This is a genomic window from Peribacillus sp. FSL K6-5616 (genome assembly GCF_038008245.1).
Lineage (GTDB): Bacteria > Bacillota > Bacilli > Bacillales > DSM-1321 > Peribacillus > Peribacillus frigoritolerans.
The window spans coordinates 295629-311883 of sequence record NZ_JBBOYT010000001.1; the positions used below are offsets into that span (position 1 = coordinate 295629).

The window sequence follows — 16255 nt, forward strand, 5'->3', positions numbered from 1 at the left end:
GTGGATTTATGCCAAACATAACAAAAATAACAACCCAAAAGAAACGTAAAGATCGTTATAACATCTTCGTCGACGAAAAATATGCCTTCAGTGTAGACGAAGAAGTGCTATTGAAATTTCAGTTGAAAAAGGGTATGGAACTTGATGACCTGCTTTTGGCCGAAATACAATTCCATGATGAAATCCAAAAAGCATTTACCGATGCACTTAATTATTTATCATACCGGATGCGCTCGGAATCGGAAATTCGCCTTTATTTAAAAAAGAAGGAAACGGAAGAGCCGATCATTAAGGAAGCGATACATAAACTATACAGTTTTAACTATTTAGACGACCTTGAATTTTCCAAGGCTTACGTGCGGACCCATGTGAATGGAGGGAATAAAGGGCCCACTACCCTTAAGCTTGAGCTTAAGGAAAAGGGGGTGCAAGATAAGTTGATTGTCGAGGCATTGAAGGAATACCCTTATGATATTCAAATTGAACATGCAAGGAATCTGGCTGGAAAAGCGGTCAAAAAGGAAAAAAACATTTCCGAACGAGCTTTAAGGCTGAAGGTTGAACAAACCTTGTTACGGAAAGGTTTCCCAAGAGATGTCATCCATGAAGCACTTGAAGATGTGACGGTTGAAAAGGATGAGGATGAACAATGGGATTCCCTTTGCCACCATGCCGAAAAAATGCAACGCCGATATAAAAACCATGAAGGCTTCGAATATGAACAAAAAATGAAGCAGGCATTATACCGAAAAGGTTTTCCAATAGAATTGATTGAGCGTTATCTTTCCAATCCTGATGGTGATTAAGTGCATCAATAGCCAAATCACAAAATTTTGTTTAATATAGAAGTAATTTAATAATTCATTTGAGGAGTCATATATATGAGCGACGTAAGATACAGCAAGCTGTCTGCCTATGAACTACAACAGGAAATCGCAGCGTTGACTGAAAAAGCGAGAAAAGCAGAGCAATTGGGAATGGTTAATGAATATTCAGTATTGGAACGAAAAGTGACGATGGCCAAGGCCTATTTGTTAAATCCTGATGATTTCAAAAAAGGTGAAATATATCAAATTGACGGAGATCCCGGTGTCTATTTCAAAATTGATTATATGAACGGCGTATTCGCTTGGGGTTACCGCTTGGGCGGTAGCGGTAAGGAAGAAGCACTCCCGATTTCAATGCTGAAATAAAAAGGAACCGGGGAAGTACCCGGTTCCTTCTGATGTACCTTTTAATTAGATCGCTCGTTTGAAGCTTTCATTCTTTCTTGAGGGTGTGTATTAATACTTCCATCTGCACGCTTTGAAGCATATCTTGCCTTTGCACGGGGCTCGCCTTGGAATTTGTTATTGTTTTGGTTGGGGAATCCTTTTTGTTTATTTCGCAAATTTTTTCTCCTCCAAGCATCAGATTAAGAAAGAAGCGTTTCCGCTTACAACTAGTATGGGTATGGGACAGTATAGTTCATTCTGTAAAAATATTGGCAATGAGGTGGTTCTAATGAATGATTACCATGAAAGATTAACCAAGATACTGCTTGAGAAAAATGAACACATCACGTATGAGCAAGCTTTGACTTGGGTGGAATTATTATGGGAAGATTTCGAAGCGACCTATGCAAAGGCTGGGCATGAATATGCCGGTGAAGAAATGACATCGCGCGTTGTAAGGACCTGGATTGATAACTACGGTGAGCAATTCCACGAATTCATTGCAAAGAACCCTAAATATCAGCAGTTATTAAATCAGCAGAATCGACTGCATTAAAAAAGCTGATTCCAGAGGAGTTCCCTGGAATCAGCTCTTTTTCAATATACTACAAAATAATATTCAATTTCTTCTGCAGCTTCGCTTCGCTAAAGATCCAGCCGGTATAAGAATTCAAGATATTCAATTCGCTGTCTAAATGGACCACTGCCACAAACGGGTAATATCCATTGCTGCGATATCTTAGATCGATAAAACGGACTTCGTAATATTCCTTTATCTGTTCGATTTCGAAGCGATAAACCGGAGAAAAGGACAGAAAGGCTGCCAAGTTGATATCCTTCTTGGCGGCTTCGAGAATTTCACTTTCAGGCAAGGGCACTCGATCGAACGTATCAAGAATCTTCACATATCCATTATCGGCTCGTGCCACATAATAATTCTTTTCGGTAATCACCGCAATTTTCCAGCGATGAAAACGCATCGTCGGTGATAAAAGAATTTTCCTTGCTCCAGGAATTTGCTGTTTGACCACTCTTTTTATAAAAGCTTGTTCCCTGAACCTGGAAATGTAATAAATGACGAGTATCCCGTAAATGGAAAGAAATAAATAGCCTGGAGGAAATCCGAAGCCCCATAATATCAGGCCTGCAACATGTATTCCAAAAATGAATGGATCGAATGTATTGATGACCCCTAAAGCTACCCATTTTGACGAAATCGGCCTAAGAGCCTGGGTCCCATAAGCATTGAATATATCCACGAATACGTGAAGGAATACGGCTAAAAAGGTCCAAAGCCAAAGATGAAGGTAATTTGCTTCAGGTATGATGGCGAAAATTGCTCCGCTGATAATCAAGGGCCAAAGTAAAACAGCGGGAATGGAATGCGTGATTCCACGGTGGTTACGTATATATACAGCGTTATTCCTTAATTTTAAAACGGTGTCAATGTCCGGAGCTTGTGATCCCAATATCGTACCTGCTATGACTGCACTTGCAGTAACTGGGCTCTGCGCAATGACGGGATCTAATGTGGCAAGACCTCCAAGAGCAATTCCCATGACAAAGTGAGTACCTGTATCCAAAAAACTAACCTCCTTGCCACAATTTGAAAAAAATGGTCTTCTTTCATCATACCGTATTTATATATTAACCATCAAATGAATATAATTTTGATTTATTTCAAGTGACCCGTTACAAATAAATGGATATGAACATGATATTAAAAAAAGAATGGCCTACTATAGGTATTCCCAATTTTGATTAGAGTGTAACATCTTTGGAGGAACTGATGTGAAAGAAATAACGATCCCGACAATAGAAAAAATAAAAATCGATGAATTTCAAAAGGATTTGGTTTCCTGGTTTCTCGAAGAACAAAGAGAATTGCCATGGAGGGAAAATAAGGACCCTTACCGCGTTTGGGTTTCTGAAATAATGCTGCAGCAAACGAGAGTGGATACGGTGATTCCTTATTTCAACCGGTTCATCGAATGGTTCCCGACACTCGAGGACTTTGCCAATGCAGATGAAGAGAAGGTCCTGAAAGCTTGGGAAGGGCTGGGATATTACTCGCGTGTAAGGAATCTGCATAGTGCCGTTCAGGAAGTGAAGGCATCCTACAATGGGATTGTACCGGATGATCCCGAGGAAATCTCCAAATTGAAAGGTGTCGGCCCATATACTGCCGGTGCGATTCTAAGTATCGCATACGGCAAGCCGGAGCCAGCCGTTGATGGAAACGTCATGCGTGTTTTATCAAGGATATTAATGATATATGAAGACATAGCAAAGCCAAAGACAAGAAAAACATTCGAAGCTGCCGTCAGGAAGCTGATCGATCATGAACATACCTCTGCCTTCAATCAAGCCTTGATGGAACTTGGAGCATTAATCTGCACACCTGGTAAGCCTGCCTGCCTATTATGCCCCGTTCAAAGTCATTGTCTAGCATTTGAAGCAGGGGTTCAGTCGGAATTGCCGGTAAAAATCCAAAAGAAAAAAACAAGGGATGTACCAATTGTAGCTGCAGTTTTAACGAATGAAAAAGGTGAATTTTTAATTCACAAGCGAGCGTCAGAAGGATTGCTAGCTAATCTTTGGGAATATCCGAATTTCGAAAACCATACATCCCTCTTGCATAAGAGGGAATTCTTCGAGAGTCGGTTTAAGGAAATGTATGGCGTCAAACCGGAAATCACTGAATCACTTGTGAGAATTGAACATGTTTTCTCACATCTCGTTTGGAAAGTGGACACGTATATCGGTGTGGTCAAAGAGGACATCGGTGAAGAGACGCTAAAAGAACAGCAACTTAAGTGGGTGAGTGAAGCAGAGATGGAGGAGTTGGCATTTCCGGTCTCCCACCAAAAAATGATGAAGGCGTATAAAGAAAAAGAGTGCATTGAATAAGCTGAGTAATTAGGTTCATTCAATTTTGGGAGTGCGATGAGATGTTCGTTAACATTATTGGGGGACAGCCCTGATTGTGCCATGGCGATAATGCCTTATAATGAAACCGTGATATATGCATAGAAAGAGGATATCCGATAAGATATCCTCTTCCTTTTGTTGATTTTCAAAGCAATATCCGTATAAAATCATTCGTAACTGGTTTTCGTTCCATGAGTATAATCGGCTTCTTGCCTGTTAAGTCCGCCTCTATTTTCAATTTCTTTGACGATTTCGCTATGGATACTCTGTCCTTCTTGGTTTAAATAAGGTACCATTTGTTGAAGGGAGTGATGAAAATAGGCAAGTTCACTATTTTCCCAATCCGATTTTTTCATCATCGACAACTCAGTCATATCACGTCCAACATACATAACAGTAACACTCCTTAAAAAAGATTTTTATTACTCGGTGTTTACTCAGAAAGGATGAATAAACGAATGGAACAAAAAGTGGCACTCGTTACAGGTAGCAGTAAAGGTTTAGGCAGAAGCACGGCAATAAGGCTTGCAGAGGAGGGTTACGACCTCGTTATTAATTATGCCCGGAGCAAGTCGAAAGCATTAGAAGTGGCAGCCGAAATTGAAGCGTTGGGGCGAAAAGCCCTTGTAGTCAAGGCAAATGTCGGTGATGTTGCGAAAGTGAAAAGCATGTTCGAGGAAATCGATGCTTATTATGGACGTTTGGATATCTTCATCAATAATGCGGCCTCAGGCGTGCAGCGTCCATTGATGGAGCTGGAGGAATCCCATTGGAATTGGACCATGGACATCAATACAAAAGCCCTCCTTTTCTGCGCACAGGAAGCGGCGAAATTAATGGAGAGGAACGGCGGGGGGAAAATCGTCAGCATCAGTTCACTAGGGTCCATTCGCTATTTGAAAAATTATACAGCTGTTGGAGTTTCCAAAGCTGCGCTTGAAGCCCTGACAAGATATTTAGCGGTCGAATTGGCTGCTAAAAACATTTGTGTCAATGCCGTTTCAGGCGGTGTGATCGATACGGATGCCCTGAAGTCTTTCCCGAATCGGGATGAAATGCTTGCTGAGGCGGCAGAACAGACTCCCGCTGGACGCATGGTCGAGGTGGAAGATATGGTGAATACCATCCTGTTTTTAATTTCCGATGGGGCCAGGATGATTCGTGGACAAACCGTAATAGTTGATGGAGGCATTTCATTGCTTGTTTAATGTAACTGGAAAAATTTAAATGATTTTTGTTGGATAGCACTCCGGGATAATGGTTATCTTATTATCGTGGAGGTGATATCAATGGCTAAAAACAACATGAATAAATCACAAGCAGGTACTGACGTTCAACAAGTAAGACAACAAAACGCGCAATCTCAGCAAGGCCAAGGCCAATTCGGTACAGAATTTGCTTCTGAAACTAACGTTCAAGAAGTAAGACAACAAAACGCGCAATCTCAACAAAGAAAAGGCCAAGGTCAAGCACAAGGCCAATTCGGTACAGAGTTTGCTTCTGAAACTAACGTTCAAGAAGTGAAACAACAAAACCAAAAATCTCAAAGCAATAAAAACCAAGGCTAATTGCCGATGAAAAGCATCCTTCTTATGAAGGGTGCTTTTTTTTGCCTTCCATTGGATTCGACAAATGTTTCGTCGTGTTTACATTTTATGTCAAAGGAGAAAGCTGATAAAAATAGAATATACATACTATAGAAAAAATACAGATTAGGAAGGTGCATTCATGGAGGAATTTAACCGGCTTATAAACAACCAGTTGAAAACGATGGATAAGCTTTTACTTTTACAATCCGAAATCGAAAGATGCCAAGATATAGAGAAGCAACTCCTTGCCCTTGAAGAGGAGAGTGAAGCGGTGACCATTCAGGAAGAGATTCAACTAAAAAAGCAGGAATTGAAAAGTATCCATGAAATGTTCGAAAAGCAAACGGAAGAAGTCATCCGTTATTTTCAGCAAGGACAGGCAGCCATACGATAAATAACCGGCTAATTTCTTAGATGAAATGGGTGGATGGTCAGACTTTTTCGACTTATTTACACATTTTCACTGGGAGATTAGCCACTTTTGTTTTAAATTTATGAATAAATCGCTATAATATAGGAATATAGGGTAAATGGAAAAAAGTATATATTTTAAATACACACAACAACTGCAAACGGAATAGGGCACAGTACGCTGTCAGGGTGTCTATAGAAAGTAGGGAGAGATAAATGGGGATTGTTCCTGCCGAAGGAGGAAAAATCCAAATCCATAGCTATAAACATAATGGACATATCCATCGTATCTGGGAAGAGACAACCGTTTTAAAAGGGACCCAAAATCTGGTGATAGCAGCGAATGACCGTACTATGGTAACGGAATCAGATGGAAGGACCTGGATTACGAGAGAGCCGGCGATTTGCTATTTTCATTCAAAGTATTGGTTTAATGTTATTGGTATGTTGAGAGAGGACGGGGTTTATTATTATTGCAATATCAGTTCGCCGTTCACATACGATTCGGGAGCATTGAAATACATTGATTATGACCTGGACATTAAAGTATTCCCAGATATGACGTTTAATTTGCTGGATGAGGATGAATATGAAAGGCATCGGAAAGAAATGAATTACCCGGATGCCATCGATTCAATATTGAAACAGAACGTAGACTATTTGATTTATATGATACGCCAGCGAAAAGGACCATTCTCCGCAGAGTTTATTGATAGTTGGTATGAACGTTTTTTAACCTATCGATGATAGAAAAGGCCTGCTGCATAATTGGCAGGCTTTTTCATTGTGTATCGTACCTACATCATCTGATTCAATCTTTCAATACGCAGGAACCATTTAACCTCCTACAAATGTTTATGAAAGTGATCCTTTTGATAGTTAATTACCGAAAAGGAAAATATAATTGAATAGTGCATATAAGATTCCCAATTGACCGTTATGGGCTTTTTTTAGCATTTGTTGATTAAGAAAAGGAGGAATTCCGTGGGGAGCATTAAGAGATATTTGCAATTCGTCAAACCATATAAATGGCAGATAATCGGAACGGTACTGATTGGATTGCTAAAGTTCGCGATTCCGCTTTTGCTTCCATTGCTCAGTAAGTATATAGTGGATGACATCATTGGAAACGGTGATCTGTCCAAAGCCGTGAAGTCCGAACGCCTTATATGGGCGATGGCTATCATGATATTCATTTTTGTTGCAGTTAGACCGCCGATTGAGTATTACAGACAATATTTCGCTCAATGGACCGGAACGAAAATCTTATATGATATTCGTAATGATTTATTTACTCATATACAGAAACTGAGTTTTAAATATTATTCCAATACAAGGGTGGGCGAGGTCATTTCAAGGATGATCACGGACGTGGAACAAACGAAGAACTTTGTCATCACGGGTTTGATGAACCTTTGGCTCGATATCGCAACGATCATCATAGTGATAGTCATCATGTTTACGATGGACGTGAAATTAACCATTGTATCCATCATCATGCTTCCATTTTACGCATTTTCGATTAAGCATTTCTTTGGCAAGCTGAGAACCTATACAAGGATTCGGTCCCAAGCCTTAGCGGATGTACAGAGTCACCTTCATGAACGGGTTTCAGGGATGTCAGTCATCAAAAGCTTCGCGATAGAAGACAGGGAACAGGAATTGTTTGCGAAGCAGAACAAGAATTTCCTCGATAAGGCCCTAAAGCATACGAGCTGGAATGCCAAGTCCTTCGCTGTCGTGAATACGATTACGGATATTGCCCCCTTGCTCGTGATAGGATTTGCCGGTTATCAGGTCATTCATGAACAATTGTCACTGGGTACCATGGTTGCTTTCGTCGGTTTCATTGACCGGCTATATAATCCCCTCAGACGTTTAGTTAACTCTTCGACGACAATGACCCAGACACTGGCGTCCATGGACAGGGTTTTTGAGTTTGTGGATGAGAAGTATGATATCGATGACGAACCAGGGGCGAAAGAGCTGAAGCATGTAGATGGCCGAATAACCTTTCAGGATGTATCGTTTGCTTATGACGAGAAAGAGGCACCCGTTTTGAAACATATAAACTTGGATGTTAAACCAGGGGAGACCATTGCACTTGTCGGTATGAGCGGCGGCGGGAAATCCTCGATCGTCAGTTTGATTTCCCGTTTCTATGATGTAACGGAGGGAAGGGTATTATTGGATGGGACGGATATCCGTAAATATCAAGTCCGCAGCCTAAGAGATAAAATAGGAATGGTTCTACAGGATAATATCTTATTTAGTGAATCGGTTAAGGCCAACATCCTTATGGGACGACCTGATGCAAGTGATGAAGAAGTATTTGAAGCGGCAAAGGCGGCGAATGCCCATGACTTCATCATGGGTCTAAAAGAAGGATATGAAACGAAAGTCGGGGAGCGGGGAGTTAAATTATCCGGTGGCCAAAAGCAACGGGTGGCCATTGCGAGGGTATTTTTGAAAAACCCGCCAATCCTTGTTCTTGACGAAGCCACCTCCGCATTGGATTTGGAAAGTGAACACTTTATCCAGGAGGCGCTGGATATTTTGGCGAAAAACCGGACCACGATCATCGTCGCCCATCGGTTATCAACCATCACCCATGCCGATCGGATCATTCATATCGATAATGGGGAAATTACGGAAATGGGAACACACGAAGAACTTATGAAAAAGCAAGGGAATTACTACAACCTATTTCAAGTACAACAATTGGATTCTTAAGGAATACAAGATAAAAAAGAAGACCATTCCGCTAAAGGAATGGTCTCAGTTTGTAGACAAAAGGGGTTCGGAATTAAAAAATTCTGAACCCCTTTTGAAATTCCCTTTGAATTTTCGCCTAAAGTTTAGAGATTGGGGCTCTACGAGCCCACTATGTTAGGCCATTTTTGGACCTTGCCATGTCCAATTGGCCATCTTCTTTAAATTAATGGCAGCGAAAGTAAGCATCGCCTGCATCGACAATTTTTTAAGTCCCCTTAAAGTAGTCCAACGCATACCATGCTTTTCTTTTGCATCTGCGAATACACGCTCAATCGTTTCTTTACGTTTTGCATATATAGGTTTTACATCTTGATGATGACGCAGATGATCTGCTTCTTCCACATGTGTTTGCCAGATATGCCGTGTCACCACTTTTTGACAGTCTTTGCTTTCTGTACACCGAGATAAAAATGAGCATGTTGTACAAATTTGTTTTGGCGATTTGTACTCGCGATAGCCCTCTTTATTTGTTGTTGAGTACTTTAAAGTTTCGCCCGAAGGGCAAAGGTAACAATCAAAATGTTCATCGTATACATAGTCCTGTTTGCGGAAAAATCCTTCTTTGGTGCGAGGACGTGTATAAGGTAAAGCCGGTATGATTTCTTTGTTAAATAGGTAGCTTGTAATCGCTGGTGTTTTATAAGCTGCATCTGCGGCAACGGCTTCCGGTTTTCCAACTTTCTCAATCACTTGTTCAACTAGTGGCTCTAAGATCTGACTGTCATGTGTATTTCCAGGTGTTACAATCGTTCCCAATACAAAACCGTTGCGGTCTGCGGCCGCGTGGAATGAATAGGCAAACTGTTTTGTTCGTTCATCTTTCACATAGTAGCCACTCTCAGAATCCGTTGTACTTTCTTTAATCTCTTTGGTCTCTTCTTTATCAAATTTATCTGGTGGAAAAGGCTTTTTTCCATGGTTTTCACGATCTTGATTGATTTCTTCTTGAAGACGTCCTTGATACGCTCGTGTTTCTTTACGAACGATTTTCTTTTCAAATTTCCGTTTATTCGCACTGGCTTTCACATGTGTGGAATCCACGAAAACGTGTTCAGCACTTATTAACTTTTTATTAGCAGCTGTCATTAAAATGCGATAGAAAATCTGTTCAAACAGATCTGTATCTTTGAAGCGTCGCTCATAATTTTTCCCGAACGTAGAGAAATGAGGTACTTTATCATGGAAACCATAGCCTAAGAACCAACGGTAAGCCATATTGGTTTCAACTTCTTCAATCGTTTTACGCATGGAACGAATACCGAAGGTATATTGAATGAAAGTCAGTTTAACTAAAATAACTGGATCAATACTTGGGCGTCCTACCTCTGAATACATATCTTTCACCAAGTCATAAATGAAAGTGAAGTCAATGGCAGCCTCCATTTTACGAACCAAATGGTTCGGTGGCACCAATTGATCTAAAGTAATCATTTCAAGTTGATCTCGCTGAATAGAATCATGTTTAGAAAGCATCCTCATCACCTCAAGTTTTAATACTTCTATTTTAAAACAAACATGACTCCAGGCAAAAGTGTTCTATCTAAAAGGTAAGACAAAGTTGATTGGAACGGAAGGTACGAGACTCCTGCGGGAAAAGCGCGTCTAGGGGAGACCCCGCAGGCGAAAGCCGAGGAGGCTCCCCGACCGCCCGCGGAAAGCGAGTGCCTGGAGTGGAAATCAACGTCCAAATTGTACAAGCCATAAAAATAGACAAACTCGATTTTCATCGAGTTTGTCTACAGTCTGAGACCATTCCGCTAAAGGAATGGTCTTCTTTTTTATTCTGAAACGAACTTGTGCATGCACGTTATGAAATCCTTTTTTCATGCAGCGTTTTTTTTCCAGGAAGGAAATGCGGCAGATGCTTTATTCCCTCAGGCAAGGCGATGCCGACGATGATCAAGCACATCCCGAACCATTGCAGTGACGTAACCTGTTCATTCAAGAAGATGACGGAAACGACCATCGCTGAAGGCAGTTCCGCAGCACAAAGAATCGTTCCAAGCCCGACCCCCACTTTCGGTAAACTGACAGCAAAGAAAAAGAAAGGAACTAAAACACCCAATGTGCCGAGCAGCAGACCGTAGTACCATAGGTTCGTCTGGACAAGATTCGTCACAAGTGTGACGGGGTTAGTCGTGAATACAGCAGTCAGCATACCACCCGTTGCAATGAAAAACAGCCGTTTCATGGAAGATTCCCCAACAGCGAATTGAGAGTTGCAGTACATATACAGCGCAAAAAGCAATGCAGACAATAGTCCGAACAATACACCTTTTAGGCTTAGGCCAGATAGAGGCTGACCAAAGATCGCCCCTGCCAATAATGTACCGATGAAAAGAACGAAAATGGCAATGAGTTTATTTTTATCCGGGCGTCTTTTATTTAAGAAGCTTTCAATAAGGACGCCTATCCAGGTAAATTGAAATAAAAAGACAACGGCAATCGAAGCGGGAAGCTCGGATACGGAAACGGCATATGCCTTTCCGACGAAAGTGGACATCATGCCCGTGATTAAAAGTAATCCGGCACTCTTCCATGAAACTTTATATTTAAACGAAAAGAGAAATATAACGGAGACAATCAGCCAACCGACAAGATATTGACTGCCGACCAGTTCTCCAGAAGAATGGCCATCCATGAATCCAAACTTCATCATGGTGGATAAAGTGCCATATGAAATCGAACCGATTAAGACCATTATGGAATACTTCAAAAGTTGCATATTTTCACCCCTATAAAAATAAAAATCGCCACCTGCCAAAAAGGCAAGTGACGAACGAAAAAAGGAAATCCTTTTAAAATTCCGTCTCTCAACAAAAGCTGAGTTTAACAAATTGTATGCGTTGCATTACCTTAGCTTAAAGTCTTTGTGAATATTTGTCAACCAGAAAATAAAGTTAAAGCCTGAACATCGATCACTAAGTTGAAGGTGGTGGCAGAGGTAAGGGAAGATCCATTCAATGGCATATAAAACAAAACCCCCAAATGGCAAATTAGCCTAATGGGGGGGGATTTCAATCGCCATTCTGTCGGAAGTCCTCCAATGTACCACGGTATTCCTTGTCTTTCATTTTGCGAATATCAGGCTTTTTTTCTGCAGTTGGCTCATCATTTGGTTTTTGTTCATGAAGCTTGGAAAGAGCCAAACGATAATCCTGATCTTTCATTTTCAATTCATCATTGTCTGTCGGGGAGATGATTTCGGTAATGGAATCATCTGCAGTCGGGAAAGCGGACTCTTCCAACGAATTCTCTTCCTCGACTGCAGGCAGCTTACCTTCAGGTGATAGGGCTTTGATATTGAATGTGATCAAGCCCGTAACCGCTAATATGGCAACGATGATAATTAGAATTATGCCCATTGAATCAAGCCTCCTAGAGCCCGTTTATAAATGAACGGGTGACATGGGCTACCCGTTTTCCTAATGCTTCTCCAAGCTTCAAGTCATTTTTGGCGATATTGTCATCCACACCGGGCGGACAGCTTATCCCTACTCCATAGTAGGAACCATATAAGGCATTTTCCGGGACAGTGCCGGGCAAGCCGACAATGATCATGCCCTGATGAAGCATAGGGGTGATTAAGTTCAGCATGGTAGCCTCGAGTCCGCCATGTACGGTGGCCGTGGTACAGAACACCGCCCCCACTTTATTGATCAGCGCACCTTCCGCCCATAGATACCCAAGTTTATCGATCCATGTTTTCAAACTCGAACTGATGGTTCCGAAATGACCGGGACAGCCCCAAATGATCGCATCCATTTCCTGAAGCTTATAAACATCCGCCTCGTTTACATGGTCAATGAGAACCTCAGCCCCAGGAACCGCAGCGGCTCCTTGAGCTATTGATTCGGCAAGTGCTTTCGTATGGTTACCTTCACTGTCGTAAACAACATAGATCTTCATTTTAAATCCTCCATTCAATTAAACCGATTTTTTTACTGGCGAAGGAAGCAAAGGTACATCCAAAGGTTCTTGTTTAGCTTGTTTCATTGCTTTATCCTTCCGAACGTCGCGCAAAAATAGTGAGAGAACGATGCCGGCAATTGCGAAGCCTGTTGCCCAAAAGAATGCATCATTGATTCCCATCACATTTGCTTGACCCTGGATTTGAGAAGAAATCAGCGACATGGCAGTTTCCTGTGCCTGTTCACTAGTTTGATTCATCGAAGTCATGATGGATTGAACGATAGTTTGGAAATTCTGAACAAAACCGGGATCACTCGTACTCATTTCCGTTCCTAAAGCAGTTCCATGGAAAGAAGCACGGGTTGTATAAATGGTCGTCACGAAGCTCGTACCAATGGCACCGGTCACTTGTTTCAGCGTATTGCTCATTGCCGTACCATGTGTATTCAAATGCTTAGGCAGTTGATTCATCCCAGCAGTCATGATCGGCATCATCAGTAAAGACATTCCAAGTGCGCGGATGGCATAGATGATGACCAAAGTCGAATAGGTTGTTTCCGTAGTCAATTTAGCGAATTCGAAGGTTGTGACGGCAGTGATCGCCAACCCAATCAGTGCTAATGGACGAGGTCCGATTTTGTCAAATAATGCTCCTGAAATGGGTGACATCACCATCATCACAAGGGCTCCGGGTAGCATCAACAGGCCGGATTGAACTGGTGTGAAGCCTCTTAAAGTCTGCAAATATATAGGCAATAAGAATATCCCGGTAAACATGGCCACTGTGACGATTGCAGAAATGATATTGGATAATACGAACATGTCATACTTAAATACACGGAAGTCGAGCATGGGTGTTTCCGATTTTAGCTGTTGAACCACAAAAAGCGTCAAAAGGATCAGCCCAATGATGATCGTTCCCAGAACGATTGGATCCGTCCAGCTTTTGGAACCTGCTTCACTGACACCGTATAGTAATGATGCAACACCTAGCAAGGATAGAGAGGCACCAAGCAAATCCAATTTGATTTTCTTTGGTTCCGCTACATTACGCATACTTAAAAAGGCGAGTGTCATGACGATCATGCCTAATGGCACCATTGCGTAGAACATGACCCGCCAGCTATATTCCTGAATGACCCAACCTGATAAAGTCGGGCCGATTGCAGGGGCAAACATAATGGCAAGTCCAAAGATCCCCATACCTTTCCCGCGCATTTCCGGAGGGAAGATGAAAAGAATGATCGTCATGACCAAGGGCTGCAGGATTCCGCCGCCAGCGGCCTGAATCAGCCGGCCTGTAAGGATGACGGGGAAATTTGGTGCGATGCCGCAGATGAATGTCCCGACGGTGAATAGAAACATGGCAGCCAGGAATAAAATGCGCGTGCCAAACCGTTCTATTAAAAAAGCGGAAAGTGGAATCAAGGCTCCATTCACGAGCATGAATCCAGTTGATAACCATTGAATCGTAGTCGCGGCTACATTGAATTCTGCCATCATCCTAGGCATGGCGACACTAAGCAGGGTTTGATTCAAAATGACCATGAACAAACCTAGCATTAGGATAATTAACATGGGGGCAAACTGTTTCATTCCCTTGTTTTCATTTACTGTGATGGTTTGAGAAGCCATTTAAAGAAAAGCCTCCTTTCTGTATAACTGTGTAGCCGGTTTATTTAGTCGAAATTTTCACTTCTGCGTTCATTCCAGGCAGAACTTTATCGGATGGTGCTTTGATGGAAATTTTCACTGGTACTTTTTGAGTGACTTTCGTATAGTTTCCGCTGCTGTTTTGATTGCCCATCACTGAAAAGACAGACGTTGTAGCATAACCGATCTGTTCCAATGTACCTTCGAAGACCGTATCGGGATCTCCATCGATGATAATATCGACGCTGTCACCTTTTTCGATATCCTTCAATTTATTTTCTTCAATATTAGCCGTTATGGACAGATCTTCCATATTGATGGTTTGAGCTAGCGTTTGACCTGCTTGAACAAGCTGCTCATCATGCACTTGTGTTTTAACGATCGTACCTTGTGCTGCGGTTTTTACCGCTTCTTTACCGTCTAAGGTAGTTACATTGGCAACTTTGTCATCCTTACTTACACTGTCTCCTTCGTGTAAGTCCCAATCTGCTAGTTTACCGGCAGCGGGGGCAACGATGGTATATAGCTCACCTGACACTTTCGCTTCATCCGTTTTAATGAAATTCGTGCTTTCATAATAGTAATAAGCCCCACCGGCCAATGCCGCTATTATAATAATCAAACCAATGACATTGATTAAAACTAAACGTCCTCTATTCACTTGTTTCGCCTCCAAAAATATATTGATGATGTGTTCCTTTTTTTTGATTTACGTTCATTAGCTAGAAATGACATCGCCTCCTATTCTAAATGTTATTTATTAATTTTAATAAATATTAATTTTTATAAGTATTAATATTATTAAGTAAAGAGTTTACCAGTTTAATTATTTTTTGTCATGTAATTTATTCGGAATAATGGTGGGAAATAAATACAGTGAAATAGTAAAAATTTGAATTTTTTTTAGTTTTAAGGATATATGGAAAGTAAAGTTGACATTGGAATGCCATTTAATTAAATTTAAGAGGTAGGATTGTCCTATATAAGGAGTGAGAAGGCTGGAATTTAAATGGGAAGTAACTAATAGTATAGAGATGCAGATTTTTCGGATTAGGAAGAAGCTTAGGGCCATCGTAGCAAAAAATCTTCAGCCTTATGGATTAACATCGCCTCAGTTTTTCATTTTATTGATATTGAAAAAAGAGGGGTCGATTAAATCGACCCAGCTGGCTGACTTCTTAACCGTAAAGCCAAGTGCGATTACCGTCTTTGTAGATAAGTTGGTCGAAATGGATTATGTGAAACGGCAGCCCTCTGATAAGGATCGCAGGGTCATCAACCTTGAATTGAAAGAGGCTGGGGAAGCGATTTTGGGGAGAGTCCTTGCGGATCATAACAAATTGATGGGCAAGAACTTCAATTCATTCTCGGAAGACGAGCTTCAGGATCTTTTGAAGAAATTGGATACGATTGAAAAGGCTGCTGATAAGAACCTTTTGGATGATTGAATGAGGGCATGCTCTAAATAGAGACGAAAAAAAGACGGTTCCCGGGAACCGTCTCAGACTGTAGACAAACTCGATGAAAATCGAGTTTGTCTATTTTTATGGCTTGTACAATTTGGACGTTGATTTCCACTCCAGGCACTCGCTTTCCGCGGGCGGTCGGGGAGCCTCCTCGGCTTTCGCCTGCGGGGTCTCCCCTAGACGCGCTTTTCCCGCAGGAGTCTCGTACCTTCCGTTCCAATCAACTTTGTCTTACCTTTTAGATAGAACACTTTTGCCTGGAGTCATGTTTGTTTTAAAATAGAAGTATTAAAACTTGAGGTGA

At 41.5% G+C, this 16255-nt stretch carries 19 protein-coding genes; 10 read left to right on the forward strand and 9 right to left on the reverse strand.

The window, feature by feature from the left end:
• Positions 1 to 8 precede the first annotated feature (8 nt).
• Positions 9 to 806 carry a recombination regulator RecX gene (recX, locus tag MHB45_RS01345; protein ID WP_048685457.1) on the forward strand — a complete coding sequence of 266 codons (798 nt, stop codon included), beginning with the start codon at positions 9 to 11 and terminating at the stop codon, positions 804 to 806.
• A 75-nt stretch (positions 807 to 881) separates the two neighbouring features.
• Positions 882 to 1193, forward strand: a complete 312-nt coding sequence (locus tag MHB45_RS01350; RefSeq protein ID WP_034305394.1) for a YfhH family protein — start codon at positions 882 to 884, stop codon at positions 1191 to 1193.
• A 41-nt stretch (positions 1194 to 1234) separates the two neighbouring features.
• Here MHB45_RS01350 and MHB45_RS01355 read toward each other — a convergent pair whose 3' ends face one another.
• Positions 1235 to 1390, reverse strand: coding sequence for a small, acid-soluble spore protein K (locus MHB45_RS01355; RefSeq protein WP_034305387.1), 156 nt, complete (start codon positions 1388 to 1390; stop codon positions 1235 to 1237).
• 113 nt (positions 1391 to 1503) lie between these two features.
• On the opposite strand from MHB45_RS01355, the gene MHB45_RS01360 reads away from it, so the two are divergent.
• Entirely contained in the window at positions 1504 to 1770 is a 267-nt protein-coding gene (locus MHB45_RS01360) for a YfhJ family protein (RefSeq protein WP_034305384.1), read from the forward strand.
• Positions 1771 to 1819: 49 nt separating this feature from the next.
• Here the strand turns inward: MHB45_RS01360 and MHB45_RS01365 are convergent, their stop codons facing one another.
• Positions 1820 to 2797, reverse strand: a complete 978-nt coding sequence (locus MHB45_RS01365; RefSeq protein WP_048685454.1) for a metal-dependent hydrolase — start codon at positions 2795 to 2797, stop codon at positions 1820 to 1822.
• A 208-nt stretch (positions 2798 to 3005) separates the two neighbouring features.
• On the opposite strand from MHB45_RS01365, the gene mutY reads away from it, so the two are divergent.
• A complete protein-coding gene (gene mutY / locus MHB45_RS01370) occupies positions 3006 to 4124 on the forward strand; it encodes an A/G-specific adenine glycosylase (RefSeq protein ID WP_048685451.1) in 1119 nt (372 codons plus the stop codon).
• Positions 4125 to 4312: 188 nt separating this feature from the next.
• Here mutY and MHB45_RS01375 read toward each other — a convergent pair whose 3' ends face one another.
• On the reverse strand, positions 4313 to 4537 hold the full coding sequence (locus tag MHB45_RS01375; protein WP_034305377.1) for a hypothetical protein: 225 nt from the start codon (positions 4535 to 4537) through the stop codon (positions 4313 to 4315).
• A gap of 66 nt (positions 4538 to 4603) precedes the next feature.
• On the opposite strand from MHB45_RS01375, the gene fabL reads away from it, so the two are divergent.
• The 5 genes from fabL to MHB45_RS01400 all read left to right on the forward strand — a co-directional run bounded on the left by fabL (position 4604) and on the right by MHB45_RS01400 (position 8878).
• Entirely contained in the window at positions 4604 to 5353 is a 750-nt protein-coding gene (gene fabL / locus MHB45_RS01380; protein ID WP_048685448.1) for an enoyl-[acyl-carrier-protein] reductase FabL, read from the forward strand.
• Positions 5354 to 5434: 81 nt separating this feature from the next.
• The gene (locus MHB45_RS01385; protein WP_048685445.1) at positions 5435 to 5713 is read left to right on the forward strand and encodes a gamma-type small acid-soluble spore protein; all 279 of its coding nucleotides are present in this window, start codon (positions 5435 to 5437) and stop codon (positions 5711 to 5713) included.
• 160 nt (positions 5714 to 5873) lie between these two features.
• The gene (locus MHB45_RS01390; RefSeq protein WP_048685443.1) at positions 5874 to 6128 is read left to right on the forward strand and encodes a YgaB family protein; all 255 of its coding nucleotides are present in this window, start codon (positions 5874 to 5876) and stop codon (positions 6126 to 6128) included.
• Between the two features lie 233 nt (positions 6129 to 6361).
• On the forward strand, positions 6362 to 6892 hold the full coding sequence (gene ntdP, locus MHB45_RS01395) for a nucleoside tri-diphosphate phosphatase (protein ID WP_048685440.1): 531 nt from the start codon (positions 6362 to 6364) through the stop codon (positions 6890 to 6892).
• 237 nt (positions 6893 to 7129) lie between these two features.
• Entirely contained in the window at positions 7130 to 8878 is a 1749-nt protein-coding gene (locus MHB45_RS01400; protein WP_034305364.1) for an ABC transporter ATP-binding protein, read from the forward strand.
• Positions 8879 to 9034: 156 nt separating this feature from the next.
• On the opposite strand, the gene MHB45_RS01405 is transcribed toward MHB45_RS01400, so the two are convergent.
• The 6 genes from MHB45_RS01405 to MHB45_RS01430 form a co-directional block, all read right to left on the reverse strand.
• Positions 9035 to 10393, reverse strand: a complete 1359-nt coding sequence (locus MHB45_RS01405; RefSeq protein WP_072272405.1) for an IS1182 family transposase — start codon at positions 10391 to 10393, stop codon at positions 9035 to 9037.
• A 334-nt stretch (positions 10394 to 10727) separates the two neighbouring features.
• Positions 10728 to 11645: an EamA family transporter gene (locus tag MHB45_RS01410; protein ID WP_048678324.1), complete on the reverse strand. Its 918-nt coding sequence runs from the start codon at positions 11643 to 11645 to the stop codon at positions 10728 to 10730.
• A gap of 292 nt (positions 11646 to 11937) precedes the next feature.
• Complete coding sequence (locus tag MHB45_RS01415) at positions 11938 to 12285, reverse strand: hypothetical protein (protein WP_048678321.1); 348 nt, start codon at positions 12283 to 12285, stop codon at positions 11938 to 11940.
• Positions 12286 to 12298: 13 nt separating this feature from the next.
• Complete coding sequence (locus tag MHB45_RS01420) at positions 12299 to 12829, reverse strand: NAD(P)H-dependent oxidoreductase (protein ID WP_048678319.1); 531 nt, start codon at positions 12827 to 12829, stop codon at positions 12299 to 12301.
• Positions 12830 to 12847: 18 nt separating this feature from the next.
• A complete protein-coding gene (locus tag MHB45_RS01425; RefSeq protein WP_370023600.1) occupies positions 12848 to 14452 on the reverse strand; it encodes a DHA2 family efflux MFS transporter permease subunit in 1605 nt (534 codons plus the stop codon).
• A 55-nt stretch (positions 14453 to 14507) separates the two neighbouring features.
• Positions 14508 to 15146, reverse strand: coding sequence for an HlyD family efflux transporter periplasmic adaptor subunit (locus MHB45_RS01430; RefSeq protein WP_048678315.1), 639 nt, complete (start codon positions 15144 to 15146; stop codon positions 14508 to 14510).
• A 328-nt stretch (positions 15147 to 15474) separates the two neighbouring features.
• Here MHB45_RS01430 and MHB45_RS01435 point away from each other — a divergent pair, with 328 nt between their 5' ends.
• The gene (locus tag MHB45_RS01435; RefSeq protein ID WP_082196714.1) at positions 15475 to 15933 is read left to right on the forward strand and encodes a MarR family winged helix-turn-helix transcriptional regulator; all 459 of its coding nucleotides are present in this window, start codon (positions 15475 to 15477) and stop codon (positions 15931 to 15933) included.
• Positions 15934 to 16255 lie beyond the last annotated feature (322 nt).

What these genes read in the sequence shown, in the direction of transcription:
- recX (WP_048685457.1), top strand. Translation starts at nt 9, where the DNA reads ATGCCAAACATAACAAAAATAACAACCCAAAAGAAACGTAAAGATCGT.
- MHB45_RS01350 (WP_034305394.1), top strand. Translation starts at nt 882, where the DNA reads ATGAGCGACGTAAGATACAGCAAGCTGTCTGCCTATGAACTACAACAG.
- MHB45_RS01360 (WP_034305384.1), top strand. Translation starts at nt 1,504, where the DNA reads ATGAATGATTACCATGAAAGATTAACCAAGATACTGCTTGAGAAAAAT.
- MHB45_RS01375 (WP_034305377.1), bottom strand. Translation starts at nt 4,537, where the DNA reads ATGTATGTTGGACGTGATATGACTGAGTTGTCGATGATGAAAAAATCG.
- fabL (WP_048685448.1), top strand. Translation starts at nt 4,604, where the DNA reads ATGGAACAAAAAGTGGCACTCGTTACAGGTAGCAGTAAAGGTTTAGGC.
- MHB45_RS01385 (WP_048685445.1), top strand. Translation starts at nt 5,435, where the DNA reads ATGGCTAAAAACAACATGAATAAATCACAAGCAGGTACTGACGTTCAA.
- MHB45_RS01390 (WP_048685443.1), top strand. Translation starts at nt 5,874, where the DNA reads ATGGAGGAATTTAACCGGCTTATAAACAACCAGTTGAAAACGATGGAT.
- ntdP (WP_048685440.1), top strand. Translation starts at nt 6,362, where the DNA reads ATGGGGATTGTTCCTGCCGAAGGAGGAAAAATCCAAATCCATAGCTAT.
- MHB45_RS01405 (WP_072272405.1), bottom strand. Translation starts at nt 10,393, where the DNA reads ATGCTTTCTAAACATGATTCTATTCAGCGAGATCAACTTGAAATGATT.
- MHB45_RS01410 (WP_048678324.1), bottom strand. Translation starts at nt 11,645, where the DNA reads ATGCAACTTTTGAAGTATTCCATAATGGTCTTAATCGGTTCGATTTCA.
- MHB45_RS01415 (WP_048678321.1), bottom strand. Translation starts at nt 12,285, where the DNA reads ATGGGCATAATTCTAATTATCATCGTTGCCATATTAGCGGTTACGGGC.
- MHB45_RS01420 (WP_048678319.1), bottom strand. Translation starts at nt 12,829, where the DNA reads ATGAAGATCTATGTTGTTTACGACAGTGAAGGTAACCATACGAAAGCA.